19 protein-coding genes and 1 pseudogene are annotated in these 20873 nt (G+C 54.7%); 6 read left to right on the top strand and 14 right to left on the bottom strand.

Features of this window, described 5'->3' with window-relative positions:
* Positions 1-50 precede the first annotated feature (50 nt).
* Entirely contained in the window at positions 51-800 is a 750-nt protein-coding gene (locus tag HQN87_RS26195) for an IclR family transcriptional regulator (RefSeq protein WP_173139314.1), read from the bottom strand.
* Positions 801-1044: 244 nt separating this feature from the next.
* Here HQN87_RS26195 and HQN87_RS26190 point away from each other — a divergent pair, with 244 nt between their 5' ends.
* Positions 1045-2088: an alpha/beta hydrolase gene (locus tag HQN87_RS26190; RefSeq protein ID WP_173139312.1), complete on the top strand. Its 1044-nt coding sequence runs from the start codon at positions 1045-1047 to the stop codon at positions 2086-2088.
* 186 nt (positions 2089-2274) lie between these two features.
* Positions 2275-3462: a Fe-Mn family superoxide dismutase gene (locus tag HQN87_RS26185; protein ID WP_173139310.1), complete on the top strand. Its 1188-nt coding sequence runs from the start codon at positions 2275-2277 to the stop codon at positions 3460-3462.
* A gap of 100 nt (positions 3463-3562) precedes the next feature.
* Here HQN87_RS26185 and folE read toward each other — a convergent pair whose 3' ends face one another.
* The 5 genes and pseudogenes from folE to HQN87_RS26160 form a co-directional block, all read right to left on the bottom strand.
* Positions 3563-4156, bottom strand: coding sequence for a GTP cyclohydrolase I FolE (folE, locus tag HQN87_RS26180; RefSeq protein WP_173139308.1), 594 nt, complete (start codon positions 4154-4156; stop codon positions 3563-3565).
* Between the two features lie 58 nt (positions 4157-4214).
* Positions 4215-4463 carry a YneF family protein gene (locus HQN87_RS26175; RefSeq protein WP_173139306.1) on the bottom strand — a complete coding sequence of 83 codons (249 nt, stop codon included), beginning with the start codon at positions 4461-4463 and terminating at the stop codon, positions 4215-4217.
* Between the two features lie 124 nt (positions 4464-4587).
* Positions 4588-5769: pseudogene (gene queG / locus HQN87_RS26170) on the bottom strand (tRNA epoxyqueuosine(34) reductase QueG); the annotation flags it as partial.
* Between the two features lie 36 nt (positions 5770-5805).
* Positions 5806-6420 (bottom strand): signal peptidase I, encoded by a 615-nt coding sequence (lepB, locus tag HQN87_RS26165; RefSeq protein WP_173139302.1) that lies wholly within the window; start codon positions 6418-6420, stop codon positions 5806-5808.
* Positions 6421-6629: 209 nt separating this feature from the next.
* The gene (locus tag HQN87_RS26160) at positions 6630-7049 is read right to left on the bottom strand and encodes a GNAT family N-acetyltransferase (RefSeq protein ID WP_173139300.1); all 420 of its coding nucleotides are present in this window, start codon (positions 7047-7049) and stop codon (positions 6630-6632) included.
* A 418-nt stretch (positions 7050-7467) separates the two neighbouring features.
* Between HQN87_RS26160 and HQN87_RS26155 the strand changes: the two genes are divergently transcribed.
* On the top strand, positions 7468-8076 hold the full coding sequence (locus HQN87_RS26155; RefSeq protein ID WP_173139298.1) for a superoxide dismutase: 609 nt from the start codon (positions 7468-7470) through the stop codon (positions 8074-8076).
* Between the two features lie 119 nt (positions 8077-8195).
* Here the strand turns inward: HQN87_RS26155 and mutY are convergent, their stop codons facing one another.
* Complete coding sequence (mutY, locus tag HQN87_RS26150; RefSeq protein WP_173139296.1) at positions 8196-9506, bottom strand: A/G-specific adenine glycosylase; 1311 nt, start codon at positions 9504-9506, stop codon at positions 8196-8198.
* A 280-nt stretch (positions 9507-9786) separates the two neighbouring features.
* Entirely contained in the window at positions 9787-10179 is a 393-nt protein-coding gene (gene acpS, locus HQN87_RS26145) for a holo-ACP synthase (protein WP_173139294.1), read from the bottom strand.
* A gap of 239 nt (positions 10180-10418) precedes the next feature.
* On the opposite strand from acpS, the gene HQN87_RS26140 reads away from it, so the two are divergent.
* Positions 10419-11237: an alpha/beta hydrolase family protein gene (locus tag HQN87_RS26140; protein WP_173139292.1), complete on the top strand. Its 819-nt coding sequence runs from the start codon at positions 10419-10421 to the stop codon at positions 11235-11237.
* Positions 11238-11334: 97 nt separating this feature from the next.
* Here HQN87_RS26140 and nadE read toward each other — a convergent pair whose 3' ends face one another.
* The 3 genes from nadE to HQN87_RS26125 all read right to left on the bottom strand — a co-directional run bounded on the left by nadE (position 11335) and on the right by HQN87_RS26125 (position 14599).
* Positions 11335-12144, bottom strand: a complete 810-nt coding sequence (gene nadE / locus HQN87_RS26135; RefSeq protein WP_173139290.1) for an NAD(+) synthase — start codon at positions 12142-12144, stop codon at positions 11335-11337.
* 117 nt (positions 12145-12261) lie between these two features.
* Positions 12262-12696, bottom strand: a complete 435-nt coding sequence (locus HQN87_RS26130; protein ID WP_173139281.1) for a BrxA/BrxB family bacilliredoxin — start codon at positions 12694-12696, stop codon at positions 12262-12264.
* Positions 12697-12877: 181 nt separating this feature from the next.
* Positions 12878-14599: an ATP-binding protein gene (locus HQN87_RS26125; protein ID WP_367272807.1), complete on the bottom strand. Its 1722-nt coding sequence runs from the start codon at positions 14597-14599 to the stop codon at positions 12878-12880.
* A 163-nt stretch (positions 14600-14762) separates the two neighbouring features.
* On the opposite strand from HQN87_RS26125, the gene HQN87_RS26120 reads away from it, so the two are divergent.
* Complete coding sequence (locus HQN87_RS26120) at positions 14763-16031, top strand: BaiN/RdsA family NAD(P)/FAD-dependent oxidoreductase (RefSeq protein ID WP_173139279.1); 1269 nt, start codon at positions 14763-14765, stop codon at positions 16029-16031.
* Positions 16032-16479: 448 nt separating this feature from the next.
* On the opposite strand, the gene HQN87_RS26115 is transcribed toward HQN87_RS26120, so the two are convergent.
* Both HQN87_RS26115 and HQN87_RS26110 read right to left on the bottom strand, forming a co-directional pair.
* Positions 16480-17730, bottom strand: coding sequence for an ABC transporter permease (locus HQN87_RS26115; protein WP_173139277.1), 1251 nt, complete (start codon positions 17728-17730; stop codon positions 16480-16482).
* Positions 17727-18518 (bottom strand): ABC transporter ATP-binding protein, encoded by a 792-nt coding sequence (locus HQN87_RS26110; RefSeq protein WP_173139275.1) that lies wholly within the window; start codon positions 18516-18518, stop codon positions 17727-17729. The genes HQN87_RS26115 and HQN87_RS26110 overlap by 4 nt, the downstream gene beginning before the upstream one ends.
* A 253-nt stretch (positions 18519-18771) precedes the next feature.
* Here HQN87_RS26110 and HQN87_RS26105 point away from each other — a divergent pair, with 253 nt between their 5' ends.
* Positions 18772-19239, top strand: a complete 468-nt coding sequence (locus HQN87_RS26105; protein WP_173139273.1) for a MarR family winged helix-turn-helix transcriptional regulator — start codon at positions 18772-18774, stop codon at positions 19237-19239.
* 124 nt (positions 19240-19363) lie between these two features.
* Here the strand turns inward: HQN87_RS26105 and HQN87_RS26100 are convergent, their stop codons facing one another.
* Entirely contained in the window at positions 19364-20851 is a 1488-nt protein-coding gene (locus HQN87_RS26100) for an MDR family MFS transporter (RefSeq protein ID WP_173139271.1), read from the bottom strand.
* Positions 20852-20873: the final 22 nt, after the last annotated feature.

The raw sequence follows: 20873 nt of genomic DNA, 5'->3' as shown, positions 1-20873 counted from the left end.
TGCTATCTCTAAGCTTGTCTAAGCCTGCCAGGGTCACAACAATCTCTTATTCAGCCCATCATCAGACCCATTTCAGCTGCAGCCTCTGCCAGAATTACGGCGTATTCCTCCAGCGTCTCCCGCGACAGACGGCTGACCGGTCCGGATAGCGACAGAGCCGCCACCACTCCCCCTGCCCGGCCGGCAATAGGCACGGCTACCGCTGCCGCGCCTGGTTCCCGTTCCTCGAAGCTGGTCGCATATCCGCAGCGCGTAATCTCCTTCAATTGCTCAAGATATTGGCTACGGTCTACGGTCTCTGGCCATGCCGGGTCGGCCAGCAGCCGGACCTGCACTTCCGGCGGCGCGTAGGCGGCCAGCACCTTGCTCGATGCGCCTACAGACAGCGGCAGCCTTGCGCCAATCTGCGCCACACGGCGGATGGCCTGCCGGCTCTGAACAGCCTGGATGCGCACGCGCTCCAGATTGTCGCGCAGGTACAGGCTGACGGTCTCGCCCAGACGGTCTCGCAGCCGTTCCATGGCCGGCAGCAGCAGCACCGCCGGTTCATTCAGCGTCGGGAGATGTGTGGACAGCTCCCAGATGCGGATGCCCAGCCTGTATTTGTCAGTCCCTTCGTCCCGCTGCAGGAAGCCCTTCTCCTCCAGCGTAGTCAGCAGGCGGTGCACCGTGCTTTTATGCAGACCGATCTTCGCGGAGATTTCAGTCAGGCTCAGGTCATAATCATTATCCTGAGTGAAGCACAACAATATATCCAGCGCACGTTCTACGGCGCGTACAGTCAGTTTCCGGTCTTCCACCCCGATCTCCCCTTCACATGTTTCACCTATTGAAACCCGGTTACATATTTAATATGATAACCCTATCTTAGTGCAAATGCCTAAAAAAAGTCCAGTATATTCAGCACACAGGAAAAGCCGTCCGCAGTTTACAGTTACATTACAAAAGTCCTAATTCCATTGACTTTGTAAGGGCATAAATTTACGATTAAATATATGAACTATTTATGCTTTGAATAAGAAGAAACTTTTAGGAGGGGACCTTATGAATCTGGCAACAAGTCATCCCGGTGCGCCGGTCTCCCGTATACCTAACGAGGGTAAGCCCGCTTCATCACGTTTAATTTCACTGCGGATGATACGCATTAAGCACATCGTCGTGTCTCTGCTGTTATCTGTATTCTTCTTCTTCGTGTTCTGCTTCATCGCCCTGCATGCCTATATCGCCTGGGTGCTCTCGAATCCTACCGTAGCCCCCCTCTACTCCAATCCTTATCAGGCTAAGGGGCTAGCGTACGAGGACATTACTTTCCCGGCCAAAGACGGTAGCCGCATGATGCAGGGATGGTATATTCCATCCAAAGGCGCAACCAAAACCATTATCTTCAGCCACGGCTACGGCGCGAACCGCGAAGAGAGCTGGGTTCCCATGTATGATCTGGCCCATTATGCACACAGCCTGAGATTCAATGTTGTCATGTTCGACTACGGCTTCGCCTCCAAGACCGACAGGGACATCGCAACCGGCGGCAAAAAGGAATCCCAGCAGCTGCTCGGAGCGATTGAATTCGTCAAGGACAAAGGAGCCGACGAAATTGTGGTCTGGGGCTTCTCCATGGGCGCAGGAACCGCACTGCAGGCAGGTCTCGTAACCGATGATGTAGATGCGATGATTCTGGACAGCACCTTCCTGCTGGAGCCGGACACGCTGTACCATAATATCAAGCAGAATATTAATCTTCCCCGCCAGCCTTCGCTGGAGATTATGGAGATGCTCTTCCCGGTGCTGAACGGCACAGGACTCAACCAGATTCCTTATTCCAAGGTCAAATCTGAGGATTACCCGTTCCCGGTACTCTTCATGCATGGCACCAAGGATGATAAGGCGCCTTATCCGATTGCCGAAGAGCTGGCCGCTAACCAGAGCAATCCGTACTCGGATTCATGGATTGTTGAAGACAGCCACCATGAACTGCTGTTCCGTGAGCATCCGCGTGAGTATCTGCGCCGGGTATCTGCTTTTCTGGGGAATGTGCAATTGGCCAGTATCAGCGGGAACAACCACGGAAACCCCACCGCGAGCAAATAAGCACTTTATCGTTAACCCTAAGCATGCTCAGATGTATCTTGCGATACGTCCTGTGCATGCTTATTTGTTGTGCTGAGCAGTAAGCCCGGCAGGCGGCCGCAATTCTCAGCACAGCCAGTCTCATAAACAGCCCCTCCCCGGCATATAATGGAGCGTTGAAACTTTAGGACGGGAGGACTGCAAATCATGCCATATGTATTCGTTGCACCGCCGCCAGTGCAGATTCTAGGGGAAATCGCCTTCTGGAAAAAACAGGAGAAAGAACATGCCGAGGTATTAATCCAGATTATCCCGCGCCTGGAGGAGCCTTATGTGAAGCTGCTTCAGGAGTGGGCTATTGTATTCCTGGCTACAGAGCAGGCGGCGCAGCACCTGCTGGCTGCTCAGCAAGCCCCGGACGCCGGGGGCCAGGGAAGCCAAACCGCCGAAACCGGGCTGCTGCTGCAGACGGCCTGCGACCAGTCTGCTGAATTCATCAGGCACCTGAAAGCCATGAAGGAAGCCAGCGCCGCAGTCAATGCCTTTCCCCTGGCAGGAACGACACTGCTGCACTTCATCCGGGAATCTGAATATTTCCTGGCCGTGCTTGCGGCTCTGACGCCTTCGGACTACGGGGCCGGGATGATGCGGATGAATCCGCCCGGGCAGAATGAACCCGTTCCTTCAGCTGACTCGGCTGTTGGCGGGGAGAATCTTCAGGGGACAGGCAGCTTTGCGGTTCCGTTATGGGAATCCCGTGAAGCAGGTCCCGTTCCTATCGGCGGGCATACTCTTCCTCCGCTGCCTTATGCTTATAACGCGCTGGAACCGTATATTGATGAGAAGACGATGATCATTCATCACGACAAGCATCATCAGAGTTATGTAGACGGCTTGAATAAGGCGGAGAATAAGCTGGCGGAAGCGCGGATGAAGAGCGATTACGATCTGGTTAAGCATTGGGAGCGGGAGCTTGCCTTCAACGGGGCCGGCCATTATCTGCACACTATCTTCTGGAACGTGATGTCCCCGCAGGGCGGCGGCCGCCCTACTGGAGCACTGCTGGATGCCATAGAACGCAGCTTCGGCAGCTATGATGCCTTCAAGGCTCAGTTCACTGAAGCTGTCAATAAAGTAGAGGGCGGCGGATGGGCCATTCTGGTCTGGAGCCCGCGCAGCCGCAGGCTGGAAATTCTGACAGCCGAGAAACATCAGAACCTGTCCCAGTGGGATGTGGTTCCGCTGCTGGCGCTGGATGTGTGGGAGCATGCCTATTACCTCAAGCATCAGAACAACCGCGCCGATTATATCCAGGACTGGTGGAAGGTCGTGAACTGGCCTTATGTTGCCGAGCGGTATGGCGCCGCCCGCAAGCTGGTCTGGCAGCCCTTTTGATTCAGCCTGAGCCGACATCGAAAAAAAGCCCGCCGCCACTGTCGAAGTGGCAAGCGGGCTTAGATCATTACAGTTCTGGGTCAGGCAGGGTTGCCTGGCCTTATTCTTTGATCAGGGCCAGGAACTCGGCCCGGGCAGCGGCATCCTCCCGGAAGCTGCCCCGGGTTGCCATCGTGACGGTCTTGCTGCCCGGTTTCTTCACGCCACGGGCACACATGCACAGATGCTCCCCTTCAACTACGACCATGACACCGTGCGGATTCAGCACCTCCGTCATAATGTCGGCAATCTGGGCCGTGATACGCTCCTGCACCTGCAGCCGGCGGCTGACCGCTTCTACGAGCCGGGCCAGCTTGCTGAGTCCGGCAATACGTCCGCTGGGGACATAGCCGATATGCACTTTGCCGAAGAACGGAGCCATGTGATGCTCGCATTGGCTGTAATAGACAATATCCTTCACTATGACCAGCTCTTCATGAGACTCGTCAAAGGTTACACCCAGCGCTTCGCGCGGATCAATGGAATACCCGCCAAATATCTCTTCATACATCCGGGTCACTCTGGCCGGTGTTTCCAGCAGGCCTTCGCGGCTGGTATCTTCACCGATTAATTCCAGAATTTTCTCCACATGATACTCAATCTGCTCCCGGTTTACAGAAACCTTCCCGTTCTTGTACTCCTTGATGCCCCCCATGAAGCTCCCCCTTCCGCACCCGCAGTTGACTCTTATCTATTTCATACCATCACAATTATTACTTCTTGCGGGACTGTCCTCTGCCCGCTGCAGGAGCACGCCCCGGCTGATTGCCGTTCTTCATCATCTGCTGGGCACGCTGCATTTGCTTCCCGTTCAAGTTATACCCCATTTGCTTGGCAACCTTCTGCAGCATTTCAGGATCATTCTGCATCGTTGTCATCTGTCTGCGCAGATAATACACGCCGATAAAGAATCCGCCGATCAGACCTACAACAAGTGTAATAATAGGCAATGCAATATTCATCTGTAATCCACCTTTGTACTCGATTGTCTGGCAATACCCTGTTCAGGCACGCGAATCTATCATAGCATTTCAACAACTGGACAGCAATTGGCAAATCCCGTGATCCGGGTCATCTCCCGCCTGCCGCCTCCTGCTCCAGAAGCTTGTCCCGGGCCTGCTCCAGCATCCCGCGCACGGTAGCATCCTCTTCACTCTGGAGCGCCTGCTCCACAGCCGCAAGCGCTTCGCTGCCGCCGATACGGCTGAGCGCCCAGGCAGACGTCCCGCGCATCTCCGGCCGCGGCTCCCGGAGCAGAATTTCGGTCAGCTTCGGCACGGCAGAAGCCTCCTTGAAGTTGCCGAGCGCGATGATTGCGTTGCGCTGGATCGGCTTTTTGCCGCGCCATGCAGCCGAACTGCTGCCGAACTTCTCCTTGAATTCGCGGTTGCTGAGATCCAGAATCGGCATCAGCAGCGGCTTGACCACCTCCGGATCAGGCAGGAGCTGCGGACGGTGGTCCCAATTCTTGCCCCGGTTATGCGGACAGACAATCTGGCAGGTGTCACAGCCGTACAGCCGGTTACCGATCTTGGTCATATAGTGATCGCTCAGGAAGCCCTTGGTCTGGGTCAGGAAGGAGATACAAGCCTGGGCGTTGAGCTGTCCCGGACCGACCAATGCGCCTGTAGGACAAGCGTCGATGCATTTGGTGCAGTCTCCGCAGCCCTCCTGCACAGGCTGATCCGGAGGAAGCGGGATATTCGTCACCATCTCCCCCAGATAGATCCACGATCCCCACTTGGGCGAGATAATGGCACAGTTCTTGGCGCTGAAGCCGATGCCTGCCCGCTCCGCTACAGCCCGGTCTACAAGCGCTCCCGTATCTACCATACTCTCAAGCACGGCATCCGGGACACGCTCCCGGATGAAGCTCTCCAGCTTCGCCAGCGCTTCACGGAGGACATGATGATAATCCTGGCCCCAGGAGGCCCGGGCCAATATGCCTCTGCGCGCACCCGGTTCGGATTTGGGCGGGTTCTCCATTTTGGACGGATAGGCCACCGCAATGGCAATGATGGAGAGGGGCTGCTCTCCCGAATGGAGGGCAGGAACGGTCCGTTTATCCAGATCAGGCTCCTCGAAGCCGGATTCGTACCCTTTGTCTCTGTGCTCTTGAAGAATGTTTTTCAAATATAGGAACGGCTCCGCCGTAGTGAACCCGATATCATCAATACCGAGCGCCGGCGCAGCCGCCTTAATCTCAGCCTTAAGCTCCTCCCACCTGGAAGGAGGCGGAGCGTAGGATGTCTGGATGTTGAAATTCATGTCCGCCTCTCCTTTATAGTTGGAATCTGATTCAGTCTACAGGGCTTTCATCTTAGAGATAGGCCACCAGATCAGGGAGACCTTGCCCACGATACTGTCCTTGGCAACAGGGCCGAAATAACGGCTGTCCTTACTGGCTCCGGCATGACGGTTATCCCCCATCACGAAGTAGGTTCCCTCCTGTACGGTCAGCCCGCTGAAATCGGGATCTTCAATAGAGGTATCTATATAAGGCTCCTCCACCCGCTTGCCGTTGACGTAGAGCTGTTGGTCCCGCACCTCGACAATATCGCCGGGAATGCCAATCACCCGCTTGACCAGATATTCCTTGCGGTCCGGTCCGGTACTGGGATCATGCAGAACAACGATCTCCCCGCGGCCCGGGTTCCCGAAGCTCAGGGCGATTTTGTTGATAATCAGCTTCTCTCCCTGATACAGGGTAGGCTGCATGGACTGGCCTATCACCGTAGACACATTGAACACATAAATATTAAGCAGTGACATGACCGCGAATACAATTCCCGCAGTGATGATCCACTCCCGGATATCCCTGATCCACGTTCTTTTGGATTGTCTGGACTTGTTATGCGTAACCGATCTGTATCTTTGTCTGCGGCTTCGCATGAGTTCTTCTTCAAGCTCCCGGTTCATAGTCCACCTACTTGCTTCGATTGGGTTATCAGGTCCTTAACAATAGAAAAGCATATCTCCCGCCCATTTGCAATGGACATAGGGAAGATATGCTTTAGTATAATGAAACAGACTATGCAGGATTAACCATATAACCGGAGGTATCCGCCCTGCAATAGTTCTCTACTCTGACATTTGTTTCCGCTTACAGCACCGGCTCAAAGGACAAGTTACCCGACAATGCTCAGCTTGCGTACGGATTTGAAGATCTGGTTCTCATCATAACCCATGGCTTCATAGAGCGGCATTGCAAAAGAATTGTGTTCATCCACGGCAACATAGATACCGCTGACCTTCCGCGCCTGAAATCTGTTCTCCATAGCCGTTACAAGACTCTTGCCGACTCCTCTGCGGCGATAATCAGGATGGACGGCAATGCGGAAATAACAGCCGTGATTCTTCTCAATCGTACCAATCAGCGCACCGATGATTTCTCCTTCTTCCTCTGCAACTACAATGAGATCCGAATCCCATGAAAGCTGCCTGGAGAAAGGCTCGATCGTGCTCTCGAAACATTCTTCCGATAATGCGGTCTGCAGCAATTCAGTCACTGGAGTAACGTCGCTTAATTGAAAGGAACGAACGTGCATACTTTCAAGTCTCCCTTTTCTATGGCTTATGATTTTACAAAAAGAAGGAGTTTCCATAACAGTATAAAGTGGAAAAAGCATCAAAAACCGAGGAATACCTGCTTTTAAATCTATTAAAGCACACTTTTCTCGTGTTTTCACCATTTTTCTTTTGAAAGCGCTTGATATGAAGCGTTTTCATTCAATATAGTTTCATTTTTAACATGTATTAGGAGATTTCAATAGGATAAACGTCCCTAATTAGGGGACCCTATCATTTTAACACAGGCTTAACACTTTCCGTGAGTTTGGGTTTGAGAAAATACTTTTTAAACAATAATGTTTATTTAGTGTTGCATTATTGTTCCAGATACGTTTTAATAGGAGTATCTCAAGGATATATAACCAAAACCAACATATAATCAGGAGGGATTTTTCCATGGCATTTCAATTACCGGCACTTCCGTATCCGAACAACGCTCTTGAACCACACATCGACGCTCTGACGATGGAGATTCACCACGACAGGCACCATAACACTTATGTGACGAACCTGAACGCCGCACTGGAAAAGGCACCTGAATTGCAAAACAAAAGCATCGACGAGCTTCTGACTGACCTGAACGCTGTACCGGAAGCTATCCGCACTGCTGTCCGCAACAATGGCGGCGGACATGCCAACCACACCTTGTTCTGGGAAGTTATCGGACCGAACGGCGGCGGCGCACCAACCGGCGCACTGGCTGCTGCTATTGACAGCGAGCTGGGCGGCTTCGACAAATTCAAGGAAGACTTCGCTACTGCAGCTACTACACGCTTCGGCAGCGGCTGGGCTTGGCTAGTGGTGAAGGACGGCAAGCTTGCCGTTACCAGCACACCTAACCAGGATAACCCGGTCAGTGAAGGCGCAACTCCAATCCTCGGCCTCGATGTATGGGAGCATGCCTACTACCTGAACTACCAGAACAAACGTCCTGACTACATCAAGGCGTTCTGGAACGTAGTGAACTGGGAAGAAGTCGGCAAACGTTACGAAAGCGCGAAATAAGCCAGTTCATCCATAAGGGATGATCTAAGCAAACAGGTTCACCTCTGCCGTAAGGGCATGGGGTGAACCTGTTTTTGGTTTCCGCATCTGGTAACCGGGGGAGGGCCCCCCCTGTCTCCTTATTGTTCAAAATAGCTGTTCAGCAGCTTGAGAAAAACGTTCGGAAAGGCGTAATTCGCCATGTCCTCACGGTTGATCCAGCGCAGCGCTCCGCTGTCTGCCGCATCGGCTGCGGCATCCCCGCTGTCGAACAGCGCCGGCTGCTCGTCCGCCTGCAGGGCGGCTGCCTGCGGCTGTGCCGCTGCTTGCGCAGCGTCGGCGTCCACCGCCATTGCGCTGTCGCCGCGCCCGGCAGGAGCCGCCAGGTACACCGCGCGGCTCTCTGCTGCGAGCGGCAGCACCGCCTCTTCCCTGCAGCGGTACACCTGCAGGGTCCACACAATATGGCTGAATGTATGCTCCGCAGCCATCCAGTGTTCTTCAGGCCGGGCGTGAATCCCGGCCTGGCTCATGGACCGGCGCAGCCGGTCCAGCGCTGCCGCTTCCGGCAGCAGCGCACCGCTCCCGCCGCCTGGCTCAGCAGGCGGCGCAGGCCAATGCGGCAGCTCCCACATGCGGGCCAGAAGCCCGCTGGCCGGTCGCTGCCGGATGAGCACCCGGCCCGCGTGCTCGCCGCGGCCCTCCACCAGGGCAGCCAGCCGCTCCTCCGGGCGCGGCGGCTTCGCCTTGGTCTTGACGGGCAGCGAAGCCTCGCAGCCCGCCAGCCGCGCGGCGCAGTGCTCCATCACCGGGCACGGAAGGCAGCGCGGTGATTTCGGCGTGCAGATCAGCGCGCCAAGCTCCATCAGCGCCTGATTGAAGCTGCCCGCCTCCCCCTCGGGAATCAGCTCGGCGGCAAGCTTCTCCATCTTCACCCGTGTCGGTCCCTTGGCAATGTCATCCTCGATCAGGAAATACCGGGATAATACCCGCATCACATTGCCATCCACCGCTGGCTCCGGCCGGTTGAACGCGATGCTCAGGATCGCCCCCGCCGTATACGGGCCTACGCCTTTGAGGCCAAATACAGCATCGCGGTCATCCGGCACCTGACCTCCGTAGTTCTCCTTCACCTGCTTCGCCGCATGCTGAAGGTTCCGGGCACGCGAGTAGTAGCCAAGCCCCTCCCAGCATTTCAGCACCTCTTCCTCCGGTGCATCCGCGAGTGCCTCCACCGTTGGGAACCGCTCAATGAACCGGTTGAAATAAGGAATCACCGTATCTACACGGGTCTGCTGCAGCATAATCTCCGAGATCCAGATGTAATACGGGTTACGGTGGCGACGCCACGGCAAATCCCGCTTCTGGATGTGATACCATTCCAGCAGGAACCGGCTGAAGAATAACTTGGCTTCCTGCCGGGTCTCTACATGCTTCTCATCTGTTGTCATCGTTATCTCCTTGCCGTTCCTATAATAATCTATATAAAAGCACCTAAGTTTTGAACTTGAATCTTCATCGTCACTGCGGTGAACATTTGGACTTCCGGCCGCTGCCCATCACCAGATTTCTTGATTTGAACCGCATTAAGCGGTAGAACTCCGGTGACTGCTGATGCTTCCGAAGCTAGCTTTCCTACGGAAAGCTTTCAGGCGGACGCTACCGCTCCTACAGTTCCAAATTTCCCCTCCGCTTCTTTTGCTTTTTGTTTATTTCTTTAGTACTTCTTATCTACACTGTTCTCTCCACCACCGCGAATGCCGAGGCCAGTGCGCGGGTGTGGGTAATCGTGAGATGAATCGTATATTCCTGCTCCGGCAGCCGCAACCGGGACCAGGCCTCTGCCGACAGTGTGGCTACGGGCTTACCCAAGGCATCCGGCAGAATCTCAATATCCTGAAAGCCCACGAGATGGCCGATTCCGCATCCGAGCGCCTTGACGACCGCTTCCTTGGCCGAGAAGCGTCCGGCTATGAATTCCGCTGTCTTAGCGCCCTTGCCTGCGGCCAGTACCAGCTCCTGCCCGGTCAGAATTCTCCGCGTGAACCGGCTGCCTAAGCTGCCATCAGCAATCTCGGTAATCCTTTCAATTTCCAGCACATCATGCCCGATTCCATAAATCAAGCTCCCACACCTTCCCTGGCTCTGCATTCATTGACCCTCTCACATTACCTTCTATCCATACCCTGCGTCTAATGATATGATCTTCCTATATCAGCAACAGATCTCCTGTAACAGTGAAGCCTGTCTGCTCTTGACCAAATATTAATAATAGTCTTAGCGCCAGCTTTCTGCTATCTTAAAAGAAAAACAAGCTAAAGTCTATTATGGGTAACTCCCCATAAAGAAAGGAAGAATACTTTATGCCCCGTAATTTTGAATTACCCGCAGGAGAGGATGCGGTCCTTCGCTGCTCGCATTTCCCCGCTCAAGGCGAAGCCAAGAGTCTTGTGATCATCGCTCACGGCTACAAAGGCTTCAAGGATTGGGGTATGTTCCCCTATGCAGCAGAAGCGCTCAGCCATGAGCATGAAGTGATCAGCTTCAACTTCTCCCACGCCGGAATCGGCGAGGATCTGCAGAATTTCACCGAGCTTGATAAGTTCGCCCGCAATACCTACCAGCGTGAGATCAAGGATATGGAGATCCTGCTCTCTTATCTGAGCCAGCATCACAGGTTCGGAAGCCTGCCTGTCTTCCTGTTAGGCCATAGCCGCGGCGGCGGGGTCTCTCTGCTCTATGCATTGGATCATCCTGCAGAGATCACCGGTGTCATCTCCTGGAACGGGACCACCAATCTGGATCTGTTCACCGAGGAACAGAAGCGTGAGATGAGAGACAAGGGCCAGACCCACGTGCTCAATGGACGGACCGGCCAGCAAATGCCGCTGAATGCCATCATTATTGAAGATCTGGAGCAGCAGGCGGAACGTTACAATATTATCGAACGGATGAAACAAGCCAGCTTCCCTGTAGTCCTGATTCAAGGCAGTGCGGACGGCGAGCATCTGCGGCGCGGCTCCGACCAATTAACCCGGCTGCGGCCGGACATCGAATGGATACAAATCCCGGGCGGCAATCACACCTTCGGCACCGTCCATCCTTTTGCCGGAACGACTCCGCAATTGGAACAGGCGATTGCCGCCAGTGCGCAGTTCATCACCCGGGTGCTGGCGGAGTAGCGTAGCCTTGTATTTTGAGCCATATACATTATATTCTCAAAAAACCGCCGGAGCGTCTGCATAAGAAGCAGCTCCCCGGCGGCTGGGCATAACCCTCTTAGATCCCTGGAATACTCCCCCGCTTATGCGCCGTTCTGCGATAATAGCTCTCCAGCTTCGCAGCCGCTTCAGGGCGGACCGTCTTCCCCTCAAGATAATCGCTGTTCTCCTCATAGGTGATTCCAAGCTCCGTCTCATCCGTCTGGCCCGGCCAGAGGCCGGCCGTTGGCGCTTTGGTCACGATGTCCGCCGGAACACCAAGCGCCGCAGCCAGCTGCCGCACCTGACGTTTGTTCAGGGAAGACAGCGGGGTAATATCGACCGCCCCATCGCCCCACTTGGTATAGAATCCCGTGATGGCTTCAGAGGCATGATCTGTACCGACGACCAGCAGATTGTTCTCAAAGGCGAGCGCATACTGCATAACCATCCGCGTTCTCGCTTTCACATTCCCTTTGTTCTGATGGGTAATATGCTTGTGCTGGTCCAGAGCCTTCAGGCTATGCTCGACCTCAAGGGCGATCTCGTTCACCGCTTCCTCGATATTCGTCTCCACCGTATGGGTCAGCCCGAACGCCTTGGCTACCGCATAACTGTGCTCGATATCCTCCTGCTCGCCGTAAGGCTGGAATACACCGAGTGTAATATACTCCTTGCCTTCCTCAGCAGTCAGCTCGTCCGTTGCCTGCTTGCACAGACCCGCAGCCACTGCGCTGTCTATGCCCCCGCTAATCGCAATCAGCAGACCTCTGGCACCCGCCTGCAGCGCATATGCTTTCAGGAAATCCACGCGCTTGCGTACCTCCGCACCGGTATCAATTACCGGCTTGACCCCCAATGCTGCAATAATCTCTTTTTGTAGACTCACAGGTCACACCCCGTTTCTTATATTAGAAAAAATCCCGCATGAGCAAGCCTCCGGCTGAAGGATGGCTGATGCGGGATCATTACTTATTGAAGATGCTGTTACTGGTTGAGCATGTTATTACTGGCACACACGATTGAAGACTTCCTTCAGCTCCGCAGCAATCTCAGCGGCCGAACGGTCTTCTACGCCGTGACGTTCGATGAAATGAACCAGCTCGCCGTCCTTCATCAGTGCGATGGAAGGGGAAGATGGCGGATATGGAGCGAAAAATTCACGCGCTTTGGCGGTAGCTTCCTTCTCCTGGCCGGCAAATACGGTGAACAGGTGATCGGGCAGAATCTCATTCTGCAGCGCCTGGGCCACCCCTGGACGGCACTGTCCGGCGGCACAGCCGCATACGGAGTTAACGACCACAAGTGAAGTTCCCTTGGCGGCCGGAAGAGCCGCTTCAACTTCCTCCGGAGTCAACAGCTCCTGGAATCCGATGCTTGTCAGATCGTCGCGCATAGGTTGAATAGAATCTCTCATATATTGATTAAAAGACATGGACATTTCTCTGCACTCTCCTTCACCACTTGGATTGGATAATCGTCAGAACCCGGATAACACTGCCGCGTTACTGCACTACTTGCTAACTTTATTATACATACATACTCTGCGAAAGCAAGAGAAGCGGCCTGTTCCGGCAAGGTACTACGCCGCCCTAAATTATACCCCGCCCCGCCGGAATCCTCTACATGTAAACAGGCTTCCGAACGGCCCCTGCTCTCGATTCAACCGGAAAAGTGACGATGATCGACGTCCCGGCCCCCTCTTCCGATTCAACGCGGATCGATCCGTTATGCCGTTCGGCAATACTTAGGCAGAGCGGCAGGCCAAGACCTGTCCCCTGGCTTTTGGTGGTGAAGAACGGGGTGAACAGCTGGCTGAGCTGGCTCTCTGGGATACCGCTTCCGGTATCTGTGACAATCAGCAGCACGGTATCCTCATGTTCGCAGGCCGCAAGCGTCAGCACTCCCTTGGCATCCATCGCTTCCATTCCGTTGCGGGCGAGATTCAGAATCAGCTGCTTGATCTCTCTGACGTTCAGCTGCAGCGGCGGCATGGAGGGGCTAAGCTTCAGCTCAACGCTCTGGCCGCGCAGATTGGCATCCGCCCAGATTAGCGGTGTAAGCTCTTCCATAATGCCTTGCAGCAGGGCCAGCTCCTTCTCCGACACGCGGGTCTGGGCCAGCGACAGAAAGTCATTGATAATGCTGTTGGCCCGGTCCAGCTCCACCAGGACTATATGATAATAGGAATGCAGATCCTCCGGGCTCTTCTCCCGCATCAGCTGCAGGAATCCGCGTACCACCGCCATCGGGTTACGGATCTCATGCGTAATTCCGGCAGCCATTTGTCCGACCAGCGACAGACGCTCGACGTTATCAAGCTCACTGCGCATTTTCTCCTCTTCCGTCAAATCCTGAATAATCATGATTACTCCGCCCGGCACCCCCGATTCATGCTCAAGCGGTGCAGTGAAAATATGATAGGTCATCGAATTAACCCTGATCTTGGCATTGGAACGCTGCCTGTTCCCTCGAATTCCCTCTAATTGGTCTAAGGTCGTCTGGTCCATACACTCACGAAAGATAGGAAGCGCCGGCTGAGACAAGAGGATCTCCCGGGTCAACTGGGGGAAGTGCCGCTGAATCAGATTCAGCATATATTCATTCAGCGCCGTCACATATCCGTTATCATCAAACTCTATAATATTCAGCGGAACCACGTTCGTAATCTGCTGCAGCTTCTCGGATTCCCACTGGAATTTGTCGGAGATTCCCTGCATTCGGATCTTCACCTGCAGCCTGTCCCACGCCCTGTCAATATAGAGAATAAACAGAGCGCCGAGAATTAAGGCCGTTATTAAATATAACCCAAACATAATGGCATCTGCGGGGGGTGTATTCAAGATGCTCCGGCCATGCATATTCGGTACAATGACAATGAATAGTATACTGGGAAACAAGGCGCCCCACAGGATACCAATTTTGACGGATAGTGCAGATTGCTTGAACGGCCCCGCCATGCCGAACAATAGCGGATACAGCAGCACTCCCGAATTCAGCAGGAGATGATCCAAGCCTGAGGGCACCGAGAACAGTGCGGTACAGAAGAAGAAGTACAGCGCCAGGTACACACTGGAACGCAGATTACCATATAAGATTCCAATATATGCAGGAAGAATGGCCAGATTGAGATAGACCACTCCGAACATGGTAGTGGATAATGCCATGCATAGTGTAATGCCCAGCGCACAGCAGAACATCAGAAAGGTCTGGTCGTCCGGAAACTTATTGTTCCTGCGTGTAGGATGGCCCCGGTCCAGCCTCCATTGAAAAAGAAGCAGGAAGATGCAAGCAGCCGATATTTGCAATAAAATATCCTTAACCGCATAAATAATTGCAATCACTCCTCAAATTGGACAAGATGCCTTTTCCCACTTAGATTAAAGCATAACCGCGCAGTCCTGACAACGATAATCACTTTATACTTGATCCGGGCCTGGATACATTCTGTCCGGAAGTGGTATGATTCCGTTAACAGAGTGCCGCAATAAGCAAAGGAGCAGATAGATGAATAGCTATGATGTAATCGTCATCGGAGGCGGATCTTCCGGCCTGATGGCCAGCGTCGCCGCAGCCGAACACGGCGCTTCCGTACTTCTGGTAGACAAGGGAGCCAAGCTTGGCCGCAAGCTGGGGATATCGGGCGGCGGACGCTGCAATGTCACCAACATTAAGGAGACCCAGGAGCTGATCGCCCATATTCCGGGCAACGGCCGTTTTTTATACAGCTCATTTGACCACTTCAACAACCGGGATATTATCGAGTTCTTCGAGGGTCTCGGGATCGCCCTGAAGGAAGAGGATAACGGGCGGATGTTCCCTGTAACGGACAAAGCCGCCAGCGTAGTCTCCGCCCTGGTTGGCAAAGTGCGGAGTCTTGGCGTCCAGATCCTGACAGACAGCCCGGTGCGGGAGGTGCTGTATGAGGAAGGGGCGGTCCGGGGTGTCCGCCTGGAGTCCGGCCAGGCCTTCAGTGCGAAGGCTGTAATCATCGCCACCGGGGGCAAGTCCGTACCGCAGACCGGCTCTACCGGCGACGGCTACCCTTGGGCTGCCGCTGCCGGACATACGATCACGGAGCTGTTCCCGACAGAGGTTCCCATCCTCTCGCGGGAGGAATGGATCAAGTCCGGGGAGCTGCAGGGCTTATCGCTCCGTGATGTAAGCCTTACCGTCTGGAACCCCAAGGGCAAGAAGGTCATCTCCCACCGGGGAGATATGATCTTCACCCATTTCGGCTTATCCGGTCCCATCGCGCTGCGCTGCAGCCAGTTCCTGCGCCAGGTTCAGCAGAAGTCGGGAAGCGATACGGTGGAAATGTCCATCGATCTGTTCCCGGATCTGCATCCGCAGGAGGCCGAGGCCCTGCTGCAGAACAAGCTTGACCAGGAGCCGAAGAAGGCTATCCGCAACTCGCTTAAGGGGCTGCTGCCCGAGCGCATGATTCCGTTGCTGCTGGCGAAAAGCGGGCTGGACGGGGAGATTACCGGCCATCATCTGCCAAAGGCAGGCCTTGGGGCGCTGGCTGCCCTGCTGAAGCGGATGCCGGTTCAGGTCCATGGGACACGTTCCCTGGCGGAGGCCTTCGTGACTGGCGGGGGAGTAACACTCAAAGAGGTTGATCCTAAGACGATGGAATCCAAGCTGACCTCGGGGCTGTATTTCTGCGGTGAAATTCTGGATATTCACGGCTACACCGGCGGCTATAATATTACGGCGGCCTTCTCCACCGGCTATACAGCAGGTAAGCATGCTGCTGGGCAGCAGGGCGGGTAAGCTATAGCGATTTAGCTGAAAGGATTACAGTTGACCGCGGCATTCACGACTCGAACGAGGAAGTGGAAGAAATCCCTTCTTCGAGGTCCTTTGGCAAGCAAAGTGGGTCCATGAACTATATAATGCACAAAGAAATCGCTCCTTTTGAAATGGTTGGGTAGTACCTCCATTTAACCAAAAAGGCGATTTCTTTTGTGTTTGAAAAAGGGGTTTCGTATCCCGCTCACACAGCGGAGAGGACGGAACGAATGTGGAAAAGCGGCAGCGGTCGCCTTGGTCTCCGGATTTTCACCTCAAAGGTGAATCCAAAAAATCTGGAGACCACAGCGATTGGAACATCGGTCCGTTCACGCAGCGTCCACCCAAGCGCCCCCGTCGACCTTACTCCAAAATAGAGGGCTGTCCCAAGTAGCCACTTCATGGCTTATGGGACAGCCCCTTGTTTCCGTTATCTTGCAAATTTAAACGCACTGAAGATGCGGCCGATCCAGATTCCTGCCGCAGCACCTACGGGGATGAAGATCAGCACTCCCCACCAGCCATAAGCCGGAATGCAGACAAGCGCAGAACACAGGACCGCAAAGGGCATTAACAGAATCGGCATCACCTTGGTGCCCGCATCCGCCTTCTGCACTTTGGTGAATGGCAGAATGCCGATATACTCATCGCCGGAGAAAAGCAGCCAGAAGGAAGACAGCCAATAGGCCATCAGGCTCGTCAGTACAACGTATAACAGCCACTTCAGCACGACCGGTACAATAAAGATGGCCACTAGCGCCACCCCGGTGAACGACAGATAGAGCTTGAAGTGCGCCGGATTACGCAGCATTGCCTTAATCGCTGCCGCCGCGAAGCGGCCCTCCGATTCCTTCGAGGCCAGCAGCGGCTGCGATTTGCGGAAGATCCACGGCTTATACCGCGTTGGCCGCGGCTTGTCCAGCACCCTGCGCAGCAGAATCGCTGCAATCTTCATCCGCTGCCGGTAGTCTTCGCGCACATCATTCATGAAGGTGCCGCGCAGACGCAGACGGACGCTGAATGCCCAGACTGTCACTGCCGCGTATACGGCGGCAGCAATGAACAGCAGCGCCGGGCTGTCCTTCCAGAAGAGGGCCAGGCGCAGGTAGATCCCGCACGGCAGGGCTACTGCCGGTATCAGCCACAGCCGCCGCCGGAAGCCCTGCCGCTGCACCTTGACGAGATGGCCCAGCAACTTAACGGCAGAGCCGCAGGTTATGGTCAGCGCCAGCAGACCGTAGACCCCTGCCGCGCTTAGACCATAGCCGCGAATCAGGAACGGAAGCAGAACACCGAAGATTACCACTACCTTCAGCGCCGTTACGGTCAGGCTATAGAGCATGCCCCGCCTGATGATCGTGCGTATCCAGCTCTGCCGCTGCCGCAGGAACAGCAGATCCCCCTCCTGCAGCAGCAGCACAATCCCTCCGGTAGCCAGCAGAACAGCCAGCAGTGAAGGCACAAGAATATACGGTATATGGCTGAACCAGGCGGGAAGCTCCCCCTTCCAGAAGCCATAGTAGAAGCGTCCGCCAAGCAAGCCCCCCGGGATGATGATATACAGCAGCACGGTCCAGTCTACCGCCGTACGGATAATATTGGTCTGCTCGCGGAAATGGGAGGCCAGCCTGCGCCGGAAGAGGCTGCCTGCCGTAGGGAACGCAAATGAATTCCGGCTCATGTTAATTCGTCGAAGCAATCAAACAACGACCCCTCCGGCAGCCCTGCCTCCACGCGTATAGCCTCCAGTGTGCCTTCGGCAGCAATCCGGCCTCCGGAGATCAGTACAAAGTTATCGCAGATCCGCTCTGCTGTATCCAGAACATGCGTGGACATCAGCACACCGGCTCCGCGTTCCCGTTCCGCTTCAAGCAAACGCAGGAAGTCCTTGGTCGCTCTGGGATCAAGCCCGATGAACGGCTCATCCACGATATATACATCAGGCTGCACCAGGAAGCCTAACATCAGCATCATCTTCTGCTTCATCCCTTTGGAGAAGCCCGCCGGCAGATCATTACGCACATTAGTCATACCGAACTGTACCAGCAGCTTCTCCGCTGTGGACTCGAAGGTTTCATAGCTGAGGCCATAGGCAGCGGCAGCCAGATCCAGATGCTCCCACAGCGTAAGGTCCTCGTAGAATACCGGCTGCTCCGGCACGTAGGCATAGGACTGGTTCTCGCCGCCAAGCTTCACCCGGGCCTTGGCATGCTTCAGGAGACCGAGCAGCGTCTTGATTGTTGTGCTTTTGCCGGCTCCGTTCGGTCCGATCAGTCCAAGCAGCTCGCCCTTCCGCACCTGGAAGGAAATTCCCGATATCCGGATATCGCCTGCCTCATAGCCCGCTTCCTCAATCACCACATCAAGCACGATACCCTCGTCGTCCTCATCCTCTTCGTAATACTTGCTGATCAGGTCCTCTTTCCGCTTCCCGGTCCGCAGTCCCTCTGAGCCCTCTGTCTGTTCCATATCAATCTCCATCTCCTAAATAACCTTCATAGTAATGCGATCATAACACCACACCGGCCTTTGCTGCAAAAAAATTCACCTTCACCCGCACCTTCAAAAGATTGTTCAATTTTTTATAATTAAAAGTGTGCTTATTGTGACAAATGACATGTTCTTCATTCTTTGTTTGACGTATTGTAAAGCTAGATATGGAAGGAAAGTATTCCAAACCGTGCGGTTAAGCCCGTACGATTAACAATAGAGGTGGAGAAGCATGATACAATCCTATGAACGCGATACTCAGTTGACACTGCATTTGTACCGGGTTTTTGCCAAGTCTTTCAAGAGCATTAACGAGCATGCCGTCACCGGAAGCAAGATTGAGGGCTTCAACCCTACGGCCTTCGCCGTAATGGAGGTTCTCTATTACAAGGGACCACAGCCGATCCAGCAGATCGGTGCCAAGCTGCTGCTGCAGAGCGGCAACGTCACTTATGTCATCGACAAGCTGGAAGAACGCGGCTACCTGCAGCGTAAGCCTTGCCCGAGTGACCGCCGTGTTATTTTTGCCGAGCTGACTACAGAGGGCGAACGTCTGATGAATCAGATGTATCCGAAATATTCGGAACGTCTGCACCTTGCCTTCAGCGGACTGAGCGATGAAGAGAAGGAACAGATGATTGTTCTCCTGAAGAAGATGGGCCTACAGGCCGAGAAGCTCTCCCCGCTTCCACGCAAATAAGCTAATTAAGGCATGAGCGGTTGTGAATCTATTCACTATAGTGCCCGATAGACATCAAGTAGAAACGGCTGCGCATCCCCCGGGATCGCGCAGCCGTTTTTGGCATACAACAGAATGTTAAGGGCTATTGCTTGGAGGGGGTGCGTACCTCTTGAATCGAGGGCACCCCTTTATCCAGGCCCGCCGAGATGACCAGAGATATCACAGCAAACGCCGCCATGACAATGAAGAGGGAATGCAGACCGCCTTCCAGAGCACCTTGCAGACTACTCCAGGCTTCCCCGGACAAGGCGCTCCCGCTATGCGGGTTAAGCAGCTGATTAATATCCGCCCCGGAGGCAGCAGCTCCAGGCTCTTCGGCCAGCCTCCGGTCAATATTGAAGTTCAGCCAGGAACCGAAGATAGCCACCCCCACCGTCTGCCCGAGTGAGCGGGTGAAGGTATTCAGTGCCGTGGAGGCCCCGCGCTGCTCGTGCTGCACGGAGGACTGGGCGATAATCGTGAAGACGGTTGAAGCATAGCCGAAGCCCACCCCGCAGAACAGCATCAGGATCAGCAGCAGCAGCTGGGAGGACTCTGCATTCATCAGCGTAAGCCCCACTGCTGCGACAACGATCAGTGACAGCCCCAGCATTCCCGTCCGGCGGGAGCCCGCCCGCAGAATCATCCGTCCGCCAGCGATGGAGCCCAGCATCCAGCCGACCGACATCGGTGCCAGGAGCAGGCCGGAGAGGGCCGCGCTTTTGCCGAATACGCCCTGCACCCACAGCGGAACATAAGTAGACAGGCCGATAATCAAGGTGCTGACCAGCAGATTCGCTCCCGTAGAGACTGCAATATTACGGATAGAGAACAACTCCAGCGGCAGCATCGGCTCAGGAGCCCGGCGCTCCACGAACAGGAACACCACCAGCAGCAGGACCGCTGCCAGGAGAATCGCCAGCAGCAGCGGAGACGTCCAGGCGAGACTCTGTCCTCCAGTCGTAAGACCGAAGAGCAGCGCACCCATCCCCGCAGCGAACAGCAGCACTCCGGCAACATCAATCTTCGTCTTGCGGCGGACCTTCTCTTCCTTCAGATACCGCGAGATGAATATAATCGACAGCAGGCCAAACGGCAAATTGAATACGAACACCCAGCGCCAGCTTAAATAATCGACTACATAACCGCCAAGCAGCGGCCCGACCAGGGAAGAAATCCCCCATACCGAGCTAAGCAGCCCCTGGGTCTTCGCCCGTTCCTTGATGCTGTAGATGTCCCCAATAATGGTAAAGGTCATCGGAATCAGCGCCCCGGCACCGATCCCCTGTATCCCCCGGAAAATAATCAGCTGCTCCATACTCTGCGACACACCGCATAACAGCGAGCCGGCCAAAAACACCACTGCCCCGCCAATGAACACGGGCTTACGCCCGATCAAATCACTAAGCTTGCCAAAAATAGGCGTGGTAACCGCCATCGCCAGCAGATAGGCTGTGAAGATCCAGCTTAACCACTGCATCCCCTGGAAATCCCCTACAATAGCCGGCCCCGCAGGCCCGGTCACTGTCCCTTCAATCGCTGCCAGAAAAGTAGCCAGCAATACGCCCGTCAATATTAACTTCCGTTCCATTTCCCCCGGTGACTTCAATGAA

It is taken from the genome of Paenibacillus tritici (genome assembly GCF_013204885.1).
Taxonomy (GTDB): Bacteria; Bacillota; Bacilli; order Paenibacillales; family Paenibacillaceae; genus Paenibacillus_AQ; species Paenibacillus_AQ tritici.
This window is presented reverse-complemented; position numbering and strand designations above follow the sequence as displayed.

Bases quoted from the DNA above. Each gene is read 5' to 3' on its own strand.
- folE (WP_173139308.1), bottom strand. From the start codon at position 4,156: ATGGGGGGCATCAAGGAGTACAAGAACGGGAAGGTTTCTGTAAACCGG.
- HQN87_RS26120 (WP_173139279.1), top strand. From the start codon at position 14,763: ATGAATAGCTATGATGTAATCGTCATCGGAGGCGGATCTTCCGGCCTG.
- HQN87_RS26110 (WP_173139275.1), bottom strand. From the start codon at position 18,518: ATGGAACAGACAGAGGGCTCAGAGGGACTGCGGACCGGGAAGCGGAAA.
- lepB (WP_173139302.1), bottom strand. From the start codon at position 6,420: ATGAACCGGGAGCTTGAAGAAGAACTCATGCGAAGCCGCAGACAAAGA.
- HQN87_RS26190 (WP_173139312.1), top strand. From the start codon at position 1,045: ATGAATCTGGCAACAAGTCATCCCGGTGCGCCGGTCTCCCGTATACCT.
- HQN87_RS26130 (WP_173139281.1), bottom strand. From the start codon at position 12,696: ATGTCCATGTCTTTTAATCAATATATGAGAGATTCTATTCAACCTATG.
- HQN87_RS26160 (WP_173139300.1), bottom strand. From the start codon at position 7,049: ATGCACGTTCGTTCCTTTCAATTAAGCGACGTTACTCCAGTGACTGAA.
- HQN87_RS26140 (WP_173139292.1), top strand. From the start codon at position 10,419: ATGCCCCGTAATTTTGAATTACCCGCAGGAGAGGATGCGGTCCTTCGC.
- HQN87_RS26115 (WP_173139277.1), bottom strand. From the start codon at position 17,730: ATGAGCCGGAATTCATTTGCGTTCCCTACGGCAGGCAGCCTCTTCCGG.
- HQN87_RS26185 (WP_173139310.1), top strand. From the start codon at position 2,275: ATGCCATATGTATTCGTTGCACCGCCGCCAGTGCAGATTCTAGGGGAA.
- mutY (WP_173139296.1), bottom strand. From the start codon at position 9,506: ATGACAACAGATGAGAAGCATGTAGAGACCCGGCAGGAAGCCAAGTTA.
- HQN87_RS26155 (WP_173139298.1), top strand. From the start codon at position 7,468: ATGGCATTTCAATTACCGGCACTTCCGTATCCGAACAACGCTCTTGAA.
- HQN87_RS26100 (WP_173139271.1), bottom strand. From the start codon at position 20,851: ATGGAACGGAAGTTAATATTGACGGGCGTATTGCTGGCTACTTTTCTG.
- HQN87_RS26105 (WP_173139273.1), top strand. From the start codon at position 18,772: ATGATACAATCCTATGAACGCGATACTCAGTTGACACTGCATTTGTAC.
- HQN87_RS26175 (WP_173139306.1), bottom strand. From the start codon at position 4,463: ATGAATATTGCATTGCCTATTATTACACTTGTTGTAGGTCTGATCGGC.